Origin of the sequence: Pseudomonas sp. (assembly GCF_035497915.1) — a bacterium.
Taxonomy (GTDB): domain Bacteria; phylum Pseudomonadota; class Gammaproteobacteria; order Pseudomonadales; family Pseudomonadaceae; genus Serpens.
Map to the genome: position 1 here is coordinate 98775 of NZ_DATJCS010000051.1, position 19576 is coordinate 118350.

General features: G+C 66.4%; 20 protein-coding genes and 1 pseudogene. 10 read left to right on the forward strand and 11 right to left on the reverse strand.

All coding sequences use genetic code 11. The features are described 5' to 3' along the window. Positions 1-98: 98 nt before the first annotated feature. The 6 genes from ligD to VL129_RS15560 form a co-directional block, all read right to left on the reverse strand. A complete protein-coding gene (gene ligD, locus VL129_RS15535; protein WP_325414273.1) occupies positions 99-2612 on the reverse strand; it encodes a DNA ligase D in 2514 nt (837 codons plus the stop codon). Between the two features lie 6 nt (positions 2613-2618). After that, positions 2619-3503 carry a non-homologous end joining protein Ku gene (gene ku / locus VL129_RS15540; RefSeq protein WP_325414274.1) on the reverse strand — a complete coding sequence of 295 codons (885 nt, stop codon included), beginning with the start codon at positions 3501-3503 and terminating at the stop codon, positions 2619-2621. 38 nt (positions 3504-3541) lie between these two features. Continuing rightward, positions 3542-4030, reverse strand: a complete 489-nt coding sequence (locus VL129_RS15545) for an MgtC/SapB family protein (RefSeq protein WP_325414275.1) — start codon at positions 4028-4030, stop codon at positions 3542-3544. Further along, a complete protein-coding gene (locus tag VL129_RS15550) occupies positions 4031-4165 on the reverse strand; it encodes a PSPA7_2676 family Cys-rich small protein (protein ID WP_325414276.1) in 135 nt (44 codons plus the stop codon). A 162-nt stretch (positions 4166-4327) separates the two neighbouring features. Next, positions 4328-4513 carry a con-10 family general stress protein gene (locus VL129_RS15555; protein WP_325414278.1) on the reverse strand — a complete coding sequence of 62 codons (186 nt, stop codon included), beginning with the start codon at positions 4511-4513 and terminating at the stop codon, positions 4328-4330. Between the two features lie 154 nt (positions 4514-4667). Next, positions 4668-7133: a glycogen/starch/alpha-glucan phosphorylase gene (locus tag VL129_RS15560; protein ID WP_325414280.1), complete on the reverse strand. Its 2466-nt coding sequence runs from the start codon at positions 7131-7133 to the stop codon at positions 4668-4670. A 143-nt stretch (positions 7134-7276) separates the two neighbouring features. On the opposite strand from VL129_RS15560, the gene VL129_RS15565 reads away from it, so the two are divergent. Next, a complete protein-coding gene (locus VL129_RS15565) occupies positions 7277-7660 on the forward strand; it encodes a Rho termination factor N-terminal domain-containing protein (RefSeq protein WP_325414282.1) in 384 nt (127 codons plus the stop codon). Here the strand turns inward: VL129_RS15565 and VL129_RS15570 are convergent. Beyond that, entirely contained in the window at positions 7657-8316 is a 660-nt protein-coding gene (locus tag VL129_RS15570) for a hypothetical protein (protein WP_325414284.1), read from the reverse strand. The genes VL129_RS15565 and VL129_RS15570 overlap by 4 nt on opposite strands. Before the next feature lie 118 nt (positions 8317-8434). On the opposite strand from VL129_RS15570, the gene VL129_RS15575 reads away from it, so the two are divergent. Continuing rightward, complete coding sequence (locus VL129_RS15575) at positions 8435-9382, forward strand: LysR substrate-binding domain-containing protein (RefSeq protein WP_325414286.1); 948 nt, start codon at positions 8435-8437, stop codon at positions 9380-9382. A gap of 27 nt (positions 9383-9409) precedes the next feature. Here VL129_RS15575 and VL129_RS15580 read toward each other — a convergent pair whose 3' ends face one another. Then, a complete protein-coding gene (locus VL129_RS15580; protein ID WP_325414288.1) occupies positions 9410-10450 on the reverse strand; it encodes a site-specific integrase in 1041 nt (346 codons plus the stop codon). 170 nt (positions 10451-10620) lie between these two features. Between VL129_RS15580 and VL129_RS17235 the strand changes: the two are divergent. Further along, positions 10621-11544: pseudogene (locus tag VL129_RS17235) on the forward strand (DNA-binding protein); the annotation flags it as partial. A gap of 754 nt (positions 11545-12298) precedes the next feature. Here VL129_RS17235 and VL129_RS15590 read toward each other — a convergent pair. After that, entirely contained in the window at positions 12299-12754 is a 456-nt protein-coding gene (locus tag VL129_RS15590; protein ID WP_325414291.1) for a hemerythrin domain-containing protein, read from the reverse strand. A gap of 242 nt (positions 12755-12996) precedes the next feature. Between VL129_RS15590 and VL129_RS15595 the strand changes: the two genes are divergently transcribed. The 3 genes from VL129_RS15595 to VL129_RS15605 all read left to right on the forward strand — a co-directional run bounded on the left by VL129_RS15595 (position 12997) and on the right by VL129_RS15605 (position 14329). Beyond that, positions 12997-13284 carry a DUF3509 domain-containing protein gene (locus VL129_RS15595; RefSeq protein WP_325414293.1) on the forward strand — a complete coding sequence of 96 codons (288 nt, stop codon included), beginning with the start codon at positions 12997-12999 and terminating at the stop codon, positions 13282-13284. Between the two features lie 86 nt (positions 13285-13370). Then, positions 13371-13874, forward strand: coding sequence for a hypothetical protein (locus tag VL129_RS15600; protein WP_325414295.1), 504 nt, complete (start codon positions 13371-13373; stop codon positions 13872-13874). Between the two features lie 11 nt (positions 13875-13885). Beyond that, the gene (locus tag VL129_RS15605) at positions 13886-14329 is read left to right on the forward strand and encodes a DUF421 domain-containing protein (RefSeq protein ID WP_325414297.1); all 444 of its coding nucleotides are present in this window, start codon (positions 13886-13888) and stop codon (positions 14327-14329) included. Between the two features lie 19 nt (positions 14330-14348). Here VL129_RS15605 and VL129_RS15610 read toward each other — a convergent pair whose 3' ends face one another. Next, positions 14349-15101 (reverse strand): alpha/beta hydrolase family protein, encoded by a 753-nt coding sequence (locus VL129_RS15610; RefSeq protein ID WP_325414299.1) that lies wholly within the window; start codon positions 15099-15101, stop codon positions 14349-14351. Continuing rightward, positions 15085-16197, reverse strand: coding sequence for a DUF3182 family protein (locus VL129_RS15615; RefSeq protein ID WP_325414301.1), 1113 nt, complete (start codon positions 16195-16197; stop codon positions 15085-15087). Before VL129_RS15615 ends, VL129_RS15610 begins: the two co-directional genes overlap by 17 nt. Positions 16198-16341: 144 nt before the next feature. Here VL129_RS15615 and VL129_RS15620 point away from each other — a divergent pair, with 144 nt between their 5' ends. Genes VL129_RS15620 through tcyN form a run of 4 tightly spaced genes read left to right on the forward strand, consistent with a single transcriptional unit; the run spans position 16342 to position 19529 of the window. Next, on the forward strand, positions 16342-17328 hold the full coding sequence (locus VL129_RS15620; protein ID WP_325414303.1) for a D-cysteine desulfhydrase: 987 nt from the start codon (positions 16342-16344) through the stop codon (positions 17326-17328). A 13-nt stretch (positions 17329-17341) separates the two neighbouring features. Further along, positions 17342-18109 carry a cystine ABC transporter substrate-binding protein gene (tcyJ, locus tag VL129_RS15625; RefSeq protein ID WP_325414305.1) on the forward strand — a complete coding sequence of 256 codons (768 nt, stop codon included), beginning with the start codon at positions 17342-17344 and terminating at the stop codon, positions 18107-18109. After that, positions 18106-18777 (forward strand): cystine ABC transporter permease, encoded by a 672-nt coding sequence (tcyL, locus tag VL129_RS15630; protein WP_325414307.1) that lies wholly within the window; start codon positions 18106-18108, stop codon positions 18775-18777. The genes tcyJ and tcyL overlap by 4 nt, the downstream gene beginning before the upstream one ends. Further along, entirely contained in the window at positions 18774-19529 is a 756-nt protein-coding gene (gene tcyN, locus VL129_RS15635; protein WP_325414309.1) for an L-cystine ABC transporter ATP-binding protein TcyN, read from the forward strand. Before tcyL ends, tcyN begins: the two co-directional genes overlap by 4 nt. Positions 19530-19576 lie beyond the last annotated feature (47 nt).

A 19576-nucleotide genomic window follows, 5' to 3' on the forward strand; every position in this document is an offset into this window, starting at 1 on the left:
TGGCGGACAAGATGTCCGGATTTCAGCTCCGCTGGCCGGCGTAAAGCCGGCCCTACAGGTTCGATGGGGTCGGTGGCCGGTTGCGGTTGCGCTGGGATTCAGGTTGGCGGTTTGGCGCCGAGCTGTTTCCACATCTTCGCGGTGAGGGTCTGGCGGTTTTCGTAGCCTTGCCAGGGATCGCCCACGAGCGCATCCAGGCGCTCGCGCAGGTTGAAGATGTTCCACTGGGCGGCGCCGTGCAGATCGTGCAGTTCGTCGCGGGCGATGGGCACCGACACCGCCAGGCCGGGACGTGCCCGCACCGAGTAGGCACACACGGTGCTGGAGCCGCGATTGTTGCGCAGGTAGTCGATGAAGATCTTGCCGATGCGGTTCTTCGGGCCGGAGGTGGCGCTGAAGCGGTCCGGCAACTGGTGGGCCATGAAGCGAGCGAAGGCCTTGCTGAACGCCTTCACTTCGTCCCAGCCGGCCTTGCGCTGCAGCGGCACGATGATGTGCAGGCCCTTGCCGCCGCTGGTCTTCAGGTAGGCGTCCAGTCCCAGCTCGTCCAGCACCGACAGGCACAGCTGGGCGGCTTCCTGCATGCTGCGCCAGGGCAGCGCGGGGTCGGGGTCCAGGTCGAGCACGAACAGGTCGGGGGTTTCGATGCGGTCATGGGTGGCGCCCCAGGTGTGCAGTTCGATGGTGCCCATCTGCACCGCGCCGATCAGCGCCTGGAGCGAGTCGATTTCCATCAGGCGCGGGTGACCGGGGTCCAGGCTCTGGTCCAGGTGGCGGATGTTGGGAATGGACAGGCGTTCGGCGTGCTTCTGAAAGAACTGCTCGCCTTCCACACCGTCCGGCGCACGGACCAGTGACACCGGGCGGTCATTGAGAAACGGCAGGATCCAGTCGGCGATATCGGCGTAAAAGCGCGCCAGGTCCTGCTTCTTGCCGCCGCTTTCCGGGTCGATGACCCGCTGCGGGTTGCTGATTGGCACGCCGGCCACTACGACTTTCCCGTCGGGACGCGGGGTCAGGCTTTCCGCCGGCTGCGGGGTTTCATGGCCGATCTCCCCAGCAGGCTTGTCGCTGCGCAGAGCAATGAAGCTGGCCTGGCGCACCACGCCTTCGCGGGTCCACTCGGCGAACTCCACTTCCGCCACCAGCTCCGGCTCGACCCAGTGCACGTCGCGGGCGTCGGCGCCGGTCGGCGGCTCGTCGAGGGGGGGCGTCGGGCGCTCGCGTTCCTTGAGACGGGCATGCAGTTCCCGCAGGCGGGCTTCGTTGAAGCCGGTACCGACGCGCCCGGCGTAGTGCAGCACGCCCTTCTCGTGCACGCCGAGCAACAGCGAGCCGAAGCCAGAGCGGCTGCCCTTGGGCTTGCTGAAGCCGATGATCACGAACTCCTGACGCAGTCGGCACTTGAGCTTGATCCACTCCGGTGTGCGCCGCGAAACATAGGAGCTGCCTTCGCGTTTGCCGATGATGCCCTCCAGTTTCAGCGCGCAGGCGCTTTCGATGATGTCCTGGGGCGCGGCGCTGAAATCTTCGGAGAAGCGCAATGCGGCGCTGCGGTTACTCTCCATCGCGGCCTTGAGGGCGGCTCGGCGTGCTTCCACGGGCTGTTCGCGCAGGTCTTCGCCGTTCAGAAACGGGGCGTCGAACAGGTAGAAGAGGATCTCCTTAGGTGCGTTGCGCTCGAAGGCGTTCTGCAGCGCCTGAAAGTCCGGCAGACCGTTGTCGCCGAGCACCACGACTTCACCGTCCAGCCAGCTGTCGCCGCAATCGAGCGCGGCCAGCGCCTTGGCCTGCTGCGGCAGGCGCTCAGTCCAGTCATGGCCGTTGCGGGTATATAGACGCACGTCCCTGCCTTGCTTGCGCGCCAGAATGCGGTAGCCGTCGAACTTGATCTCGTAATGCCAGTTCCCGGCCGGCGGGCGATCCACCAGGGTCGCCAGGGCGGGTTTGAGCGTGTCGGGCAGCGGCGCGGCGGGACGTGCCGGGCTCTTCTTGCCCGGTGCCGGGCTTGGCTTGGCGGATTTAGCCGGCCTGCTGGGTTTGGCCGGAATGCTTGCTTCGCTGAGCACGCTATCCGGCAGCGCCTCGACGATGTTGTAGTCGTCAGCGGAGCGCGCCTGCTGGTCGCGTTCCTTGATCAGCAGCCACTGTTCCTTGTCGCCGCTGCCGCGCAGATGGGTGCGCACCAGGGTCCAGTCGCCGGCGAGTTTTTCGCCCTGCAGGCTGAACTTGAGCTTGCCGCTCTGGTAGCTGGCATGCGGATCGCCATGGGGCTGCCAGATGCCCCGGTCCCAGACGATCACATCACCTGCCCCGTACTGGCCGGCCGGAATGTTGCCCTCGAAGCTGCCGTAATCCAGTGGATGGTCTTCCACATGTACGGCCAGGCGCTTGTCGCGGGGATCGAGGCTGGGCCCCTTGGGCACCGCCCAGCTCTTCAGAGTGCCATCCAGCTCCAGGCGGAAGTCGTAGTGCAGGCGCCGGGCTGCGTGCTTCTGGATGACGAAGCTCAGGGCGCTGCGCTGGCGTGGCTTGCGCAGGGGCACTTCGTCCGGTTCCCGGGTAATGGTGAAGTCGCGTTTGCGGCGGTACTCGTCGAGCTTGCGATTCATGGGCGCTTACCGGGCCTGCTTGCGAGGGGTGCGCCGCTTCGGCGCCGCGGGTTTCTCCTGCTCGTCTTCGGCGGCGGCCTTGCCCTTCCCGCTGCCGCCCCGCGCGCTGAGGCTGCGCTTGAGCAGTTCGGTGAGGTCGATGACATCGGCGCTGCGCCGGGTTTCGGCTTCGCCGGACACCGCTTCCACTTCGTGGATCTTGCCCTTCTGCGCCTTCTCTTCCACCAGGTCCATGATCTGCTCCTGGAACTGGTCGCGGTATTCCTCGGGCTGCCAGTCACCAGCCATGTCCTCGATCAGGCGCCTGGCCATCTCCAGTTCGCTCTTGGCCAAGTTGGGCTTGGTCACCGTGGGGCCGAGTTCCAGGGTCGCCAGGCCGCGCACCTCGGCCGGCCAGCGCAGCTTGACCAGCACCAGGGCGTCCTCCAGGGGCATCAGCGCCGTCAGGTACTGGCGGGTGTGCAGCACCACTCGGGCCAGGGCCACCTTGTCGCTCTGACGCAGCGCTTCGCGCAGCAGCGCGTAGACCTTCTCGCCGCGCCGTTCCGGGCTCAGGTAGTACGGGGTGTCGATGTTCTGCAGGGGAATGGCGCTGCGCTCAACGAACGAAAAGATGTCGATGGTCTGCGTGGCTTCCGGGTGCGCGGCGCGGATTTCCTCGTCGCTGAGCACCACGTAGCGACCCTTCTCGTACTGCACGCCCTTGACGATGTTTTCGCTGGTGATTTCCTTGCCAGTGACCTTGTTTATGCGCTTGTAGCCCACCGGGTCCATGCTGCGCTTGTCCAGCCAGTCGAAGTCGACGCCCTGTTTCGAGGTGGCGGATACCAGGCCGACGGGTATGTGCACCAGGCCGAAGCTGATCGCGCCTTTCCAGATTGAGCGTGGCATTGCGGATACCCTCCCCGCTCCGGGCCGCGCTGTTGTCGCTAGTCCCTGTGGCGTTCGCAGCGATCGACCAGGCGCGGCACGATGTTCAGGATGAACAGGCCCAGCAACGTGCCCAGCAGGGCGATGAGGACACTCCCCAGGCCGGTGGCGATGCCGATGGCGGCGGTCAACCATACGCCGGCGGCGGTGGTCAGCCCCTTCACGTCGCGGTCGTTGTCGCTCTTGATTATGGTCCCGGCACAGAGAAAGCCCACACCAGCGACGACACCCTGAATGACGCGACTCATGGCGTCGTCCTCGGAGCCGCCCAGGCTGGGTGCGAGGACGAACAGAGCACTGCCCACCGCCACCAGCATGTGGGTGCGGACCCCGGCCGCCTTGCCATGGTGCTCACGCTCGAAACCCAGCAGCGCGCCGAACAGCGCAGCCAGTCCCAGGCGCAGCACGATGCGTACCGCATGGTCCAGGTCGTGGGTGTCGCTCAGCTCATTGGCCAGGGTCTCGACAAGGGCCGCCCATGCCTCCATTTATGGTTCGTCGTCAGGTCGGTATCGCTTGCTTGCGCAGCGGCTGCAGCGCTGGCACAGGAGGGTTTCGGAGCCCAGGCGAACACGGATCGGCTGCATCCACAGGCAACCGACAAGCAGGCAACGCAAGCACATGACGAACCTCCAGGGCCAGGCCTCTGTTCAAGGTCGGATCCTGATATTGGACTGCCGAGGCGGTGAGAGGTTTTGCGGCTGGAGGATGAATGGAAGGAAGGCGTTTCCGTGGGGTTCATGCCATCCAGGGCGGAAGCATCCGGCTTCCGCCCATGGCGCTAATCAGCTATTGCTGCCGCTGCGACCGCCGCCATGGCTTTGCTGTCCACCCTTCTTGCCTGCTTCGGAGGCACGTTGCGGGTCGTTCTTGAAGTTGCCGCCACTGGCTTGGCCGCCCTTTTTGCCAGCTTCGGAGGCCCGTTGAGGATCCTCAGCGAAGTTGCCTTTACCACCTTGATGCTGAGCCATTTTCGATGTCCTCGTTTTCAGGATTTAATGCGGGCGCCTTGCAGCACCCATAGCTCTGAAAACGAGGTTTCGCGTTAGTTCGACGCATTTTTATAGCGTTTTATTCCTAATGACACTCTGTGTGGGGCCTGCGGTAACAAGACGGCCGGTCGGCTCACTCAGGCTTGCCCGGCGGGCTGGCATTTACCCGCCAGATATCGGCGGCGTACTCGCGAATGGTGCGGTCCGAGGAAAACCAGCCGGCCCGCGCGCAGTTCAGGATCGCCGAGCGCCACCAGCGGTCCGGTTCGCGCCAGCGGTCCTCGACCTGCTGCTGGGCCTCCCAGTAGGCGTCGAAATCGGCGCAGACCAGGAAGGTGTCCTGATGCTGCAACCCCTGCACCAGGGCGGCGTAACGGTGCGGTTCATCGGGGCTGAACACCCCGCCGCGGATGGCTTCCAGGGCCTCGCGCAGACGCTCCGAGCCGGCAATCAGGCTGGTCATGTCCAGCTCGCCGGCGTGGCGGCGCAGGTTCACCTCCTCGGCGGTGAGGCCGAAGATGAACATGTTCTCGCGGCCGATCTGCTCGCTCATTTCCACATTGGCGCCGTCCAGGGTGCCGATGGTCAGGGACCCGTTGAGGGCGAACTTCATGTTGCTGGTGCCCGAGGCTTCCATGCCGGCGGTGGAAATCTGCTCGGACAGGTCCGCGGCGGGGATGATGGTCTCGGCCAGGCTGACGTTGTAGTTGGGCAGGAACACCACCTTGAGCCGGCCATGCAGCGTGGGGTCGTTGTTGATGGTACGGGCGATGTCGTTGGCCAGTTTGATGATCAGCTTGGCCTGGTAATAGCTGGCCGCCGCCTTGCCGGCGAAGATCTTCACCCGGGGCGCCCAGTCCACCGTCGGGTCGTTGCGGATCGCCTGGTACAGCGCCACGCAGTGCAGCAGGTTGAGCAACTGGCGCTTGTATTCGTGGATGCGCTTGACCTGCACGTCGAAGATCGCCCGGGTGTCCAGGCTGATGCCCATCCAGCTTTTCACCAGGCGTGCCAGAGCCTCCTTGTTGCCCTGGCGCATGGCCATGAACTGCTTGCGAAAGGCGGCCTTGTCGGCACAGGGCTCCAGGTCCCGCAGCCTGACGTCCGGCGCGTCCAGCAGCGACGCGCCGAGCTTGTGGACGAGCAGGTCGGTCAGCGCCGGGTTGGCCTGGTACAGCCAGCGGCGGAAGGTCACGCCGTTGGTCTTGTTGTTGATGCGCTCCGGGTACAGCCGATGCAGCTCGCGGAACACGGTGTCGCGCATCAGTTCGGTATGCAGCGCCGACACGCCGTTGATGCTGTGGCAGCCGAGAAATGCCAGGTTGCCCATGCGCACCCGCCGGCCCTGGTCCTCCTCGATCAGCGACACGGCGCGCAGCAGCGCGAAATCATGGATATCGCGGGCGCGCAGCGCGTCGATGTGCTCGGCATTGATCAGGTAGATGATTTGCATGTGGCGCGGCAGCAGGCGCTCCATCAGCGACACCGGCCAGGACTCCAGCGCCTCGGGCAGCAGCGTGTGGTTGGTATAGGCCAGGGTCGCCACGGTCAGGCGCCAGGCGTCGGACCAGGGCACGCCGTGTTCGTCCACCAGCAGGCGCATCAGCTCGGCGACGGCGATGGCCGGATGGGTGTCGTTGAGCTGGATGGCCACCATGTCCGGCAGGCGTTCCAGCGGGTAGTGGCGCAGGTGGCGGCCCAGCAGGTCCTGCAGCGAGGCAGACACGAAGAAGTACTCCTGGCGCAGGCGCAGTTCCTGGCCGGCTTCGGTGACGTCGGCCGGATACAGCACGCGGGAAATACTGTCGGCCTTGACCGCCTCGGCCACCGCGCCCAGGTGATCGCCGGCGTTGAAGCGTTCCAGCTGCAGGTAGCGTTCGGCGCGGGAGCGCCACAGGCGCAGCGCGTTTACGCTGTGGCGCCGCCAGCCGATGATCGGCGTGTCGTAGGCGATCGCCCGGACCGTGTCGTTGGGAATCCACTCCTGGCGCGTGTCGCCGTTCTCGCCGGTGCTGATCACGCTGCCGCCGAAGCCCACCGTATAGCTGACTTCAGGACGTTCGAACTCCCAGGGATTGCCGAACTCCAGCCAGGTTTCCGTGTGCTCGTGCTGCCAGCCGTCAATCAGCACCTGGCGGAACAGGCCGTGTTCGTAGCGGATGCCGTAGCCGTGGGCCGCCATGCCCAGGGTGGCCATGCTTTCCATGAAGCAGGCGGCCAGCCGGCCCAGGCCGCCGTTGCCCAGTGCGGCGTCGGGTTCCAGCTCGCGGATCCGCTCGAAATCCACCCCCAGCTCGCCCAACGCCGCCCGGGCGGTTTCCAGCAGACCCAGGTTGCTCAGGTTGTCCACCAGCAGGCGACCGATGAGGAATTCCAGCGACAGGTAATAGACGCGCTTCTCCTCGCTGCGGTCGATCTGCAGGGCCGCATCCTCCCAGCGGTCGACGATGTGGTCGCGCGCCGCCAGGGCGGTCGCTTCGAACCAGTCGCGGTCACAGGCCGTGGTGATGTCCTTGCCGGTGGCGTACTTGAGCTTGTCCAGGATGCGGGCGCGAAAGCCCTCCACGCTTTCGCTGGGCTGGTCGGCGGACTGGGACATGGTGCGCTCCTCGCTGCGAATCCGGGTGTTCTCGTCCTTCTGAAAGCCGATCCGGGCCGACGTTCCCGCTCCGCCTGTCCGATCGGAAAAACCAGGGGCTCTGGAGGACGATCCAACGCCTCTCGTGACCTGGAGCCACTACCATGCCTCGTGGCAGTAAAGACAAGTACACCGACAAGCAGAAGCGCAAGGCCGAGCACATCGAGGACAGCTACAAGGCCAAGGGTGTGTCCGAGGATGAGGCTGAGGCCCGTGCCTGGGCGACGGTCAACAAGCAGTCCGGTGGCGGTGAGCGGGCCGGCGGCTCGGGACGCAAGAAGAGCGCCGCCGCCAAGGCCGATGATCGCGAGGAGTCGGCCCGACGGGCTGTGGCCACCAAGCGCGGCGTGCCCCGCTCCAGCTCGACTCCGGGCCGGGACGAGAAGACCCGCGCTCAACTCATGGAAGAGGCGCGGGCCAAGGGCATTCGTGGTCGTTCGACAATGCGCAAGGCGGAGCTGATCGAGGCGTTGAAGAAGGCCGGTTAGCTGCGCGCCGACTCGGCCGCCAATGCGGGTTTCCGCAGGGCGGTCGCCGCGCCGCGCTGCAGGAAGGCGCCCGAGGCGACGGCGGACAGCAGGATCATCACATCACCCAGCAGCTCGGACATTTCCTCGAAGAACACATGGTGCGGGACGCTGCCCAGCACCTGTTTCTCGAACACATCGCCCAGCAGCAGGAAGCCCAGCCCGCTCAGCAGCAGCAGGCCGGCGCGCGAGCGGGCGAAGTCCAGGCCAAGGCGCAACTGCGCGCGAAAGCCGGCGAACAGCGCGCCGAGGCACAACAGGATCAGCCCGACCGCCAGCGAGGCATTGCGGCCGGTACCCGAGCCGAGCAGGATCAGCAGATCGGGGATATCCAGGGTTTCGACGTCGACTTCGCGCAGCACGAAGCCATAGCACAGCAGCGCACAGAACAGGACCACCAGGCGTCCCGTGCCCTTCTCCCAGGTCGCCGTGGCGAGAAAGATCAGGCAGGACAGCGCCAGCAGGACGGCCTGCAGGGTTTCCAGGATGCCGTTCTCGGCATAGACATTGACGTTGCCCTCCACGAACAGCGAATAGCTGGCCAGGGCACCGAAGCCGAGCCAGGCGCCCAGGATGGCCGATACCACTGTCTTCTCGTCGAACCTTCTTTCAAACATCGCACACCTCATTACTACCCTGGGGGGTACCGGGTCGCCACTATACTTGCGGCGCTGGTATAGATAATCGAGGCAAAACGCTAAAGTGCGTTGCAGTTCTGCAACGAAACGAGCAGTCATGAGCAATCTGAGCGATCTCGAACTTTTCGCCCTCGCCGTCAAGCACGGGGGATTCAGCGCTGCCTCGCGAGCCACGGGTATCGAGAAGTCGCGCCTGAGCCGCCGGGTAACGGCGCTGGAAAAACAGCTGGGCGTGGCTTTGCTGCACCGTACTACCCGCACGGTGGTGCTCACCGAGGCGGGCGAACATTTCTACCGGCACTGCCTGTCGACCCTGGAAAGCATGCGGGCGACCTACGAATGCCTGGCCGAACTGCAGGCCGAGCCCTCCGGTACCGTGCGCGTCAGTGCGCCGCTGCTGCTCTCCGAAAGCTATCTGGCCCATGTGCTGCCGGAGTTCCTGCGCGCTCATCCGAAGGTGTCGGTGGTCATCGAGGCCACCGACAGCGATGTGGATCTGTTTGCCGACCGGGTCGACATCGCTCTGCGGGTCATTACCCGCGAGCGAGTCGGCGAACCGAGCGGCGTGGTGGTCCGGGAGCTGGGGCATTCCTGTCCGATCCTGGTCGCCAGCCCAGAGTTCCTCGCACGCCACGGAGCCCCCCGCACGCTGGATGAGCTGAGCGCTTTTCCGACCCTGTGCCGGCCTGAGCAGATCTCCGAGGGCGCCGGCTACTGGGAGCTGTATCGGGAGCGCGCGGTGCCGGTGGTGGTCAACCACAGCCCGGTGCTGGTGACTCGGAACATCCGGGTGCAACTGGAGGCGGCTATCCACGGCACCGGGATCGCCTTTCTGCACGGCACCCTGCTCAAGGCCAGCCTGCGCGACGGCTTGCTGGTGCGCGTGCTGCCCGAGTGGAGCGGGCAGACCAGCGTATTGGGCCTCACCTACCCCAGCCCGCGCGGCATGCTGCCCTCGGTGCGCTGCCTGATCGATTTCATCCTGCTCAGCCTGCCAGGCATCCTGGATCAGGATTTCTATGCCGAGGCGGGGCGTGAGCGTTAGGCCGGGCAGGTCCGGCCCCACAGGGGGTTATCCGGGCTCCTCGTCCATCCGCCGGTCCTGACCGGGACGTTGTAGGGCCGGCTTTACGCCGGCCAGCGGGGTTGCAGGCGACCCCAGGCTCTCGGTTGTGAGCCGCTCCTGCGGCCGCTGCTCAACCGCCAGCCCACCAAACGACGCCGTGGCATCCACATAGCGCAGCGCCGATTTCATGTCCTTCCAGCCGACATATTGCATCAGCGCCTTCATATCCCAGCCGCTGCCCGCCGCCCAGGTGGCGAAACCACGGCGCAGCGAGTGGCTGCTGTAGGCCTCCGCCGGGATGCCGGCCTGTTCCAGGATGCGGCGCAGCAGTGCGATCAGGCTATTGGGGTTGAGTCCCTCCTCCGCCAGGCGCCCCCAGCGGTCGATGCGGCGAAACACCGGGCCGTGACTGATTCCGGCGGTGCCGATCCAGTCCAGATACGCCTGTACCGGACAGAGCCGGCGCAACGCCGGGGCCTGGTGGGTAACGCCCAGGTTGTCGCGATCGCCCTTGCTGCGCGGCAGGTACAGCGTCATGCCGGCGCCGGGCACCGCCTCGATGTGTTCCGCCCGCAGGCGGCACAGCTCGTCGCTGCGAAAGCCGCGCCAGAAACCCAATAGCAGCAGCGCGCGGTCCCGGCGCACGCGCAGCAGTACGCTTCGATCCCCGTCCTGCAGCGCCTGTTCGGCCTGGCGCTCCAGGACGTCAGCCGCCTGCTGTAATTGCTGCAGGCGCAGCGGCGCGGCCTGCTTTTCCCGGGCTGGATGCAGGCTGCGAATGCCTTTGAGCACCTGGCGCACCAGCGGCGCCTTGGTGGGATCGGGAAAGCCCTGGCTGACATGCCATTGCGACAACGCGGCCAGGCGCAGCTTGAGCGTGTTGAGCGCCAGCGTGCCGGCGTGTTCGGCGAGGTAGCGGGCGATGCTGTCGCTGGTGGCCGGCAGGAAGCCACCCCAGCTCACTTCGTAGTGCTCGATGGCGGCCTTGTAGCTGCGCCGGGTGTTGTCCCGGGTGCCGGCCTGCAGATAGCGCTCGACGTCGCTCATGTCCTCTCCCGCTGTACCGCGCAGCCCTGATTGTGACCTGAAACGGCGTTAACCTGTGATAAGCCTCCATTATCTTATCTTTAATCGCTGTTAGTCATTGCTTAAATTATCGGCATACTGGTATGTATATATGTAATACGTAAAATCGCTACGAAATAATAGGAGCACACATGGCACGCAGCGGCATCAACAAGGCACTGGTGCAGAAGGCAAGGGACGCCCTGCTCGCTCGCGGCGAGCATCCCAGCATCGATGCAATTCGCATCGAGCTGGGCAATACCGGCTCCAAGAGCACCATTCATCGCTGTCTCAAGGAGCTGGAGGGCCGTGGCGTCGCCCTGCCCGCTGCCGACCCGGGTCTGCCGATCAGCGAGCGCCTGGGTCAGGTAGTGGCGCGTCTGGCCGAGGCGCTGGAACAAGAGGCCGCCGAAAGCGTGGCCGATGAGCGCGCCGAGCTGGCCCGCGAGCGCCTGGAATGGCAGACGCGCCTGCAGGACAGCGACGTGCGGGCAAGCCAGCTGCAAGCGCGACAGGCCGAGCTGAGCACCCTCCTCGCCGAGCGCGAGCAAGCCCATGAACAGTTGCGCGAGCAGCTGCAACAGCGTGACCTGGAGCTGGCCCGCGCCCTGCAGGCCGCGCAGGACCTGCAGACGCGGCTGGACGACCGTGATGGGCAGATCCGTTCGCTGGAGGACAAGCACCAGCACGCCCGCGATGCACTGGAGCACTACCGCCAGGCCAGTCGCGAACAGCGCGAGCAGGATCAGCGTCGCCATGAGACCCAGCTGCAGCAGCTGCAAATGGAGCTGCGCCAGTCGCAGCAGAGCCTGCTGGTCAAGCAGGATGAACTGACCCGCCTGCACCGCGACAACGAGCGACTGCTCACCGAGGCGGCGCAGTTGCGGCGCGAACAGGAGCGCCTGTCCGCCGAACTGCCGACCTTGCAGGGACGCCTTGCCCAGGCCGAAACGTCCGCGCAGGTGCTGGACGTGCGTCTGGAAGCGGCGCAGCGCGAGATCGACAAGCTGGAAGCCGCGCGCCAGGAATACGCCGAGCAGTTGCGCCTGGCCCAGGCGAGCGCGGCACGCCCCACGGCGCCGGGCCTGTATCAGGCACTGGCGTTGCGCCCCGACGACTGTCGTCCGTTGTTGGAGGCCGTACTGCCGCTGGCCGCAGAGGCCGGCTCGCGCCTGGCGGTAGCCTTCGCCAGCGATGTCGAACGCCTGCGCACCGAGCGTGAGACCGAGCAGTTCCTCAAGGAGCGTCTCGAAGCCCTGCTGCCCTGCCAGGCGGAAGGCAGCCAGCGCACGGTGTGGACGGTGGAAGGCTGTGTCGGAGCCGCGTTGCATGGCGGCGCCTTCAGCATCGCACTGCTGCGCGACGGCAAGCCGATGCTGGCGTTGGTCATGGCGCCCGAACTGGCGGATTGCATCGCCTGGGCGTCGGGCCTGGACGGCCTGCTGCGCAACGGCTCGCCAGTGGCCCCGACCCTGCCCCGGATGCGCCTGGAGCAAGGGGTTCAGGTCCTGGCTGATCGGGCGGACGAACGCCTGCGGCAATGGAGCGCGCCGGCCGAGCTCGAGCTGGTGCCGCATCCGGCCTACCGTCTGGCGCGAGTCGCCGCCGGTGACGGCGTGTGCGCGCTGGGCAGCCAGAGCGTGCCGCAGCGCACCCTGCGCGCCGCCCTGGCGTTGCTCAAGGCTGCCGGGGGCGTGCTGCTGGATCCGCGCGGTCAGTTGATCGAGCCCGGGCGCGAGACCCTGGACGGCTTCTGGGCCGGCTCGTCGAACGCCTGCGCCCTGCTGGTGGAACGCAGCCGCCAGGTGCGCCTGCGCTAGGCGCGGCGCATCAGGAGGCTTTTTTCAGCCCCTTCTTCATGGTTTCCATTTCCGCGCCCAGCTCTTCCAGGCGCGGCTTGCCGAGCAGCTTGTCGGCTTCGGGGAAGAGTTCGCCCTCTTCCTCCTCGATATGGTGCTCAAGCAGCTCCTTGAGCACCTTCACGCGGCCAGTGAAGGGAATGCTCGCCGGGTCAGTTTGCAACAGGTCCGGCAGCACCAACGCCTCCACGGTCCGGTGCTCTTCACGGGCCTCGGCGTCCATGATGGCCGCATCCTTGCCGCCTGCCTGCTTGTAGGCGGGATAGAAGATCTGCTCTTCCAGTTGGGTATGCACGGTCAGCTCCTGTTCGATCCGGTGCAGCAGCTCCTGGCGCGTCTTGACGGCCCGCTCGGTGGTGGAGCTCAGCTGCTCCAGCAGTTTGCGCACGGTGTCATGGTCCTGCTTGAGCAGCTCTATGGCGTTCATGGCGACTCTCCACGGCGATGGGTCTCGGGATAAGGGGCAGACCGCCAGCCCTGCGTGCGGTTCGAGACGCGGGATGGATGGCCTTTTCGGTCGGGCCCGCACGCTGCCAGGCGGCGAACAGCCCGGACGGTGCCCGGAAGCCTTGCGTCCCAAGGGCTGCAGCCGGTCGCATGGCGTGGGGAAGGTCCCGACCCACTGCTACATTCAGGAATGTCACTGCTGCATCACAGAGGGACGAGAACATGTCAAAACAAGAAAGCCCTGTTGATTATCTGATCGAAGTGCTCTCCAAGGATTACCGGATCACCCGAGAATTGCGCCCGGATGCTTCACTGGTTCTTTCCCTGCACCGTCGTTCCGACGACACCCAGGTGCTGCGCCGGGTCGTGACGGCGCAGGAACAGCGCAACCCTGTGCTGATCAACGACGTGCTGGAACGCGTGCGACGCGATCTGCTTGCCCACCAGGGCCCCCTGCAGAAAAGCCACATCGGCTATTTCCATAAACGCCTGCAACTCCCCTACTTCTGACCCCTCCGCGGGCCGGCCGTCTGGCCGGAATCATTCGTCTGGGCTGTTGCCCAACCCTGCACGCCCCGTGCAGGAAGGGTCAGCCCATGCGCTCGGATGACTTCAGGCCCCGCGATTATCCGGTCGAGGACGACATCGCGTTCCAGCGCAAGCTCTGGAAACTGGAGCGCGTCGGCTGGCTGCTATTGCTGGGGCTGATGGTACTTGCGCTGCTGGGGCTGTTTTCCCGGGGGCCGCTGAGCACTCAGCAGCGCCTGACCGCCGATGAAGCACTGCAACTTCGCTACCAGCGGTTCCAGCGCCAGGATGCCAGCGACACCTTGCAAGTGACGCTGCGGGGCGCGCCTGGCGAAATTCGGCACCTGCTGCTGGAAGCCCCGTTCTTCGACACCTACAACATCGAGACCATCCAGCCACAGCCCCTGGCAGCCGCCAGCGAGCACGGCGGACTGAAGCTGACGGTGCGTCTCGACCCTGGGGGGCAGGCGTCGGTGCATTTCGGCCTGCGTCCGCAGCAGATCGGCCCGGTGCACCATCGGGTGCGCGCCGGCAACCAGCAACTGACGTTCTGGCAGTTCATCTATCCCTGAGGAGGGCCGCCATGGACGCAGTGCTGCGGGCCGTGTCCATCTATTTCGCGCTGCTGTTGCTGTTTCGCCTGGCGGGGCGTCGCACCATGGCGGAGATCACGCCGTTCGACCTGGTCCTGTTGCTGATCATCGGCGAAGCCACCCAGCAGGCGCTGCTGGGCGATGATTTTTCCATCACTAACAGCGTGCTGGTGATCAGCGCGCTGATCGGCGTCGATATCGGCTTGTCCAAGCTCAAGCTGCGCAGCAAGAACGTGGAGCGCTGGCTGGACGGCACGCCGACGCTGCTGGTCGAGAACGGCCGGCCGCTCAGGGCGCGCATCGAAGAGGCCCGCCTGCAGGACGAAGACATCCTCCAGGCGGCTCGCGAGGGCCAGGGATTGGAGCGCATGGACCAGATCAAGTACGCCATCCTGGAACGCAACGGCAAGATTTCCATCATTCCCTATCGCTAGACGGCGCCACGCCCGCAGGTCAGTCGCGCACCAGGCGCAGGCGTTCGCCCACCACCATCTCGGTGATCCAGTTGACCAGGATATTGGTGTAGGACTCCTGGGCCATCCGGTCACTCAGGGAATGGTCGGCGGCATCAATGATCCGGTGACTCAGGGAATGCGCCTGGCGGAAAGCGGCGCGGTAGCTCATCAGGGTCGCATGGGGCACATGTTCGTCATGCTCGGACTCGACCAGCAGCACATCGCCGCGGAATTCGGCGCAGGCGCGCAGGGCGCGGTTGTCCGCGACCGGAATCGCTTGTTGGCGGTAGCGGGCTAGATCGACCTTGTCCAGCTGGCGCTTGGGAATGTTCCACTGCTCGTCCCGGTAGATGGCGGGCACCCGCAGGGCCAGCCATTTGACCGGCCGCAGGCTGGTGAGGATGGTGGCCAGGTAGCCGCCATAGCTGGTGCCGACCACGGCGATGGCATCGGTGTCGATCGCCGGATGGCTGCACAGGCGCTCGTAGGCGGCCAGCAGGTCGCGCAGGTTGTCTTCCCGGGTCACCTGCGCCAGGCGCGCCTCGGCGGCGGCATGGCCGCGCAGGTCGAAGGTCAGGCACACGCAGCCCAGCCCGGCGATTCCCTTGGCGCGCACCAGGTCGCGCTGCTGGCTGCCACCCCAGCCGTGCACGAACAGCACGCCCGGCACCCGGGCGCGCGGGCTGAGGAAGGTGCCTTCCATCACCTCCTGTTCGATCCGGATGCGGATCGTTTCACTCCTGGCCGTCATAGGCTTCCACCATGGCGTACTTGAGCAGGAAGCCGAGCTCGTCGTCCTCGCCGCGAAAAATCACCGTGGCGTTGGTCGGCAGCGGCTTGTCCTCGAAGCGTTCGAACGACGAGGCGCGCACCACGCGCAACTGCGGGTTGTCGATGAAGGCCTGCAGCGCGGCCACCTCGGCGCTGCTGGCTCCGCCCAGGCGCCACGACTGTTCGAGCACCCCGGCGCGCGTGCGCCCCTGGGCATCCAGGCCCAGCGCCATGTCGTAGTTGCGCCGCGAAGCAAAGAAACCGGGTAGCAGGGCGTTGGCCGCGGCGTCGAAACAGCGGGCCTGGGCGATGGCCAGGCGAATCGGCTCGGCCAGATCCAGGCGCAGCAGGTCGTCATAGTCACCCTGTGCCACCACCAGATCGGAGCCGCCGTAGGCGAGCCGGCCGGCATGGTCGGGGGTGAGGTGCTGACTGCCGAAGTAGCTGAGCAATCGGCCATCCACCCACAGCTGGCCCACGCTGAACGTCTGGCAGTCGGCCAGGTCCTCCTCGAGCACTACGCCGCCTTCCAGCATCGCGGTGCTCTCGGGCACCGTCAGCCAGGCGCGGAACTCGCTTTCGTCCGTGACCCGCCACTGCTCGCGGCCGCCACTGGCCCGCGCGGCCTTGATGCGCAGCGGGCCGTGCGGCAGCAATTGGCGCGCGGCCACCTCTGCGTCCTCGCGGGAGAACACGCTGAATCCCGGCAGCGCGCAGTCGTGAAGGCGCGCCGCGAAGGCATCGATCCAGCCCTCCGGGCGTGTCGCCCGGGGCGATACCAGCGGGTGGGTGATGACCTTGCTGGCCATGAAGGCCCGCTCCACGTAGCCGCCGAACAGATCGTCCGGCCCGCGCACGTTGAACGCGCGGGCCTGCTCCGCGCCTTTCAGGGTCTGCGCGGGCACCAGGTAACAGCGCTGGCCGGCATGCCGCTGCGGGTCGTAGTCACCGCCGTATTCCAGTCCGCGAATGTCGGCCAGCCAGCGGGCGAGCGCGCGCGTGGTTGCGGACTGGTGCCGGGGCGCCTGCGCAGAGTCGATATGAGACACAACAATCGGTCGTGGGGTGATGGGCATGGCGATTCCCCCTCGATAAGCGGCACGGAAACGACAGTGCGTGAGTGAGTGACCATGAGGTTTCCGGCCAGTTCGTCACGGCGGGCCAACGCCGGGCATGGCTTGCCTATAGTCAACTGCGATCGCCCCTTCGGAGCCTCCGCCATGCTGACCGCGGCCCTGCAGCGCTTTCCCCGCCTGGAACTCGTCCCCACCGCCACGCCGCTGGAGCGCCTGGAACGTCTCTCCGCCCACATGAGCCGCGACATCTGGATCAAGCGCGACGACCTGACGCCGCTGGCCCTGGGCGGCAACAAGGCGCGCAAGTTGGAATTCCTGGGCGCCGATGCCGTGCGTGCCGGCGCCGACACCCTGGTGACCGCCGGTGCGATCCAGTCCAACCATGTGCGCCAGACCGCTGGCCTCGCCGCCCGCCTCGGCCTGGATTGCCAGGTGCTGCTGGAAAACCCCATCGGCACCAGCGACGACTGGTACCTGCATAACGGCAACCGCCTGCTGCTCGATCTGTTTGGCGCCACGGTCGAGGAGGTCGACGCACTGGACGAGCCGGATGCGCAGCTGGAGGCACTGGCCGATCGGCTGCGGGCGCAGGGCAAGCGCCCCTACGTGCTGCCGGTGGGCGGTTCCAATGCGCTGGGCGCTCTTGGTTATGTGCGCGCCGGGCTGGAGCTGGCGCAACAGCTACGCGGCCTCGGGCAGCGCTTCGCCGCCGTGGTGGTGGCCTCCGGCAGCGCCGGCACCCAGGCCGGGCTGAGCCTGGCGCTGGCCCATGACCTGCCGGAGCTGCCGGTCATCGGCGTCACCGTGTCGCGTCCGGAGGCCAGCCAGCGGCCGAAAGTCGAAGGATTGATCGAGCGCTGTGCGGCCCTGCTCGGCGTCGAAGTCCCCAGCCGTCTGGACGTGCAGCTGTGGGACGAATATCACGGGCCGCGTTATGGCGAGCCCAACGAAGGCACCCTGGCCGCGCTGCACAAACTGGCGCGCTGCGAGGGGCTGCTGCTCGATCCGGTGTACACCGCCAAGGCCATGGACGGTCTGCTCGACGGCATCGCCCTGACCCGCTTCGCCGAGGGCCCGCTGCTGTTCCTGCACACCGGCGGCACGCCGGCCCTGTTCGCCTACCCTTCCTGATCGGAGCCTTGCCATGCGCCACAGACTGCTGCTGTTGCTGTTGATCCTTGCCTGCCCCTTCACCGCCTCCGCCGGGGAGCTGTTCGAGCAGATCCGCCAGCGCGGCGAGATTCGCATCGGCCTGGAAGGCACCTATCCGCCGTTCAGCTTCCAGGACGAACGTGGCCAGCTCAGCGGCTTCGAGGTCGAGTTCGCGCAGGCGCTCGCCAGGGAACTGGGCGTGCGCGCCGCCCTGCAGCCCACCAAGTGGGATGGCATCCTGGCGGCCCTGGAGTCGGGGCGACTGGATGCGGTGATCAACCAGGTGACCATCACCGAGGAACGACGGCGCAAGTACGCTTTCAGCGATCCCTACACGGTGTCCGGCATCCAGGCCCTGGTGCGCAAGGACCAGGCCGGTATCGCGAACCCCGCCGAGCTGGCTGGCAAGCGGGTGGGTGTCGGCCTGGGCACCAACTACGAGCAATGGTTACGGGAAAACGTGCCCGACGCCGTGGTGCGCACCTACGATGACGACCCCACCAAGTACCAGGACCTGCGGGTCGGGCGCATCGATGCCATTCTCATCGACCGTCTGGCTGCCTTCGAGCTGATACGCCAGACCGGCGGCGCCCTGGTACTCGCCGGCGAACCATTCGCCCGGCAGGAAGCCGGTGTGGCGCTGCGCAAGGGCGACCCGGAGCTGCTGGCCGCGATCAACGCCGCCATCGGCAAGCTGCGCGCCGATGGCACCCTGGCCGCCCTGTCGAAGACGTGGTTCGAGGCCGATGTGACGCAATGAACGACGGGCTGCTGGGGCTGCTGCTCGACTCGGCGCCCTACCTGCTGCGCGGCGCGCTGTACACGGTGCTGCTCAGCCTGGGCGGGATGTTCTTCGGCCTGCTGCTGGGCTTTGCCCTGGCGCTGATGCGCCTGTCGCGGTTGCGTCTGCTGCGCTGGAGCGCACAGGCTTATGTGTCCTTCATCCGTGGCACGCCGCTGCTGGTGCAGCTGTTCATGATCTATTACGGACTGCCGCAGCTGGGCATCCAGCTCGATCCCATCCCCTCCGCGCTGATCGGTTTTTCCCTGAACATGGCGGCCTACCTGTCGGAAATCCTGCGTGGGGCCATCGCGGCCATCGACCGGGGCCAGTGGGAGGCCGCCGCCAGCATCGGCATGACCGGCAGCCAGACCCTGCGCCGGGTCATCCTGCCCCAGGCGGCGCGCACCGCCCTGCCGCCGATGGGCAACAGCTTCATTTCGCTGGTCAAGGACACCTCGCTGGCGGCCACCATCCAGGTGCCCGAGCTGTTCCGCCAGGCGCAGCTGATCACCGCGCGGACCTTCGAGATCTTCACCCTGTATCTGGCTGCCGCGCTGATCTACTGGGTGCTGGCCAGCGGCCTGTCCTGGCTGCAGAACCGCCTGGAACTGCGCGCCAGCCGGCATGCCCGGGAGGCGGGATGATCGAAGTGCGGCAGTTGAGCAAGGCGTTCCGGGGCCAGACGGTGCTGGATCGCATCGATCTGGACGTGGCCGCTGGCGAGGTGGTGGCGATCATCGGACCCAGCGGTTCCGGCAAGACTACCCTGCTGCGCTGCCTCAACCTGCTGGAAACGCCGGACGCCGGCAGCATCCGGGTCGGGGACATTCGCATCGAGGTCGGCCACCCGCTGCGCGGCCATAAGGAACAGGTGCGCCGCCTGCGTCAGCAGGTCGGTTTCGTGTTCCAGAACTTCAACCTGTTTCCGCACCGCACGGCCCTGGAAAATGTCATCGAAGGGCCGCTGATCGTACTCGGCGAACCGCGCGACCAGGCGTTGGCGCGGGGCCGCGAACTGCTGGCCAAGGTGGGGCTGGCCGGCAAGGAGCAGGCCTATCCGCAGAGCCTGTCCGGTGGGCAACAGCAGCGGGTAGCCATCGCCCGCGCATTGGCCATGCGGCCGCAGGTGATGCTCTTCGACGAACCCACCTCGGCACTGGACCCCGAGCGGGTCGGCGAGGTGCTGGCAACCATCCGTACGCTGGCCCTGGAGCATCGCACCCTGGTGATCGTCACTCACGAAATGGGCTTTGCCCGCGAGGTGGCTCACCGGGTGGTGTTCATAGACCAGGGCCGCATCGTTGAGCAGGGCGAAGCGCGGGAAGTCTTCGAGAACCCCCGCCAGGCCAGAACCCGGCAGTTTCTGCGCACGTTCTCCGGTGATCGCCTCGCCTAACACGCCGCCCGTCATCTCGCGGCTTCGCCCGCACGCTGGTGGCGAAC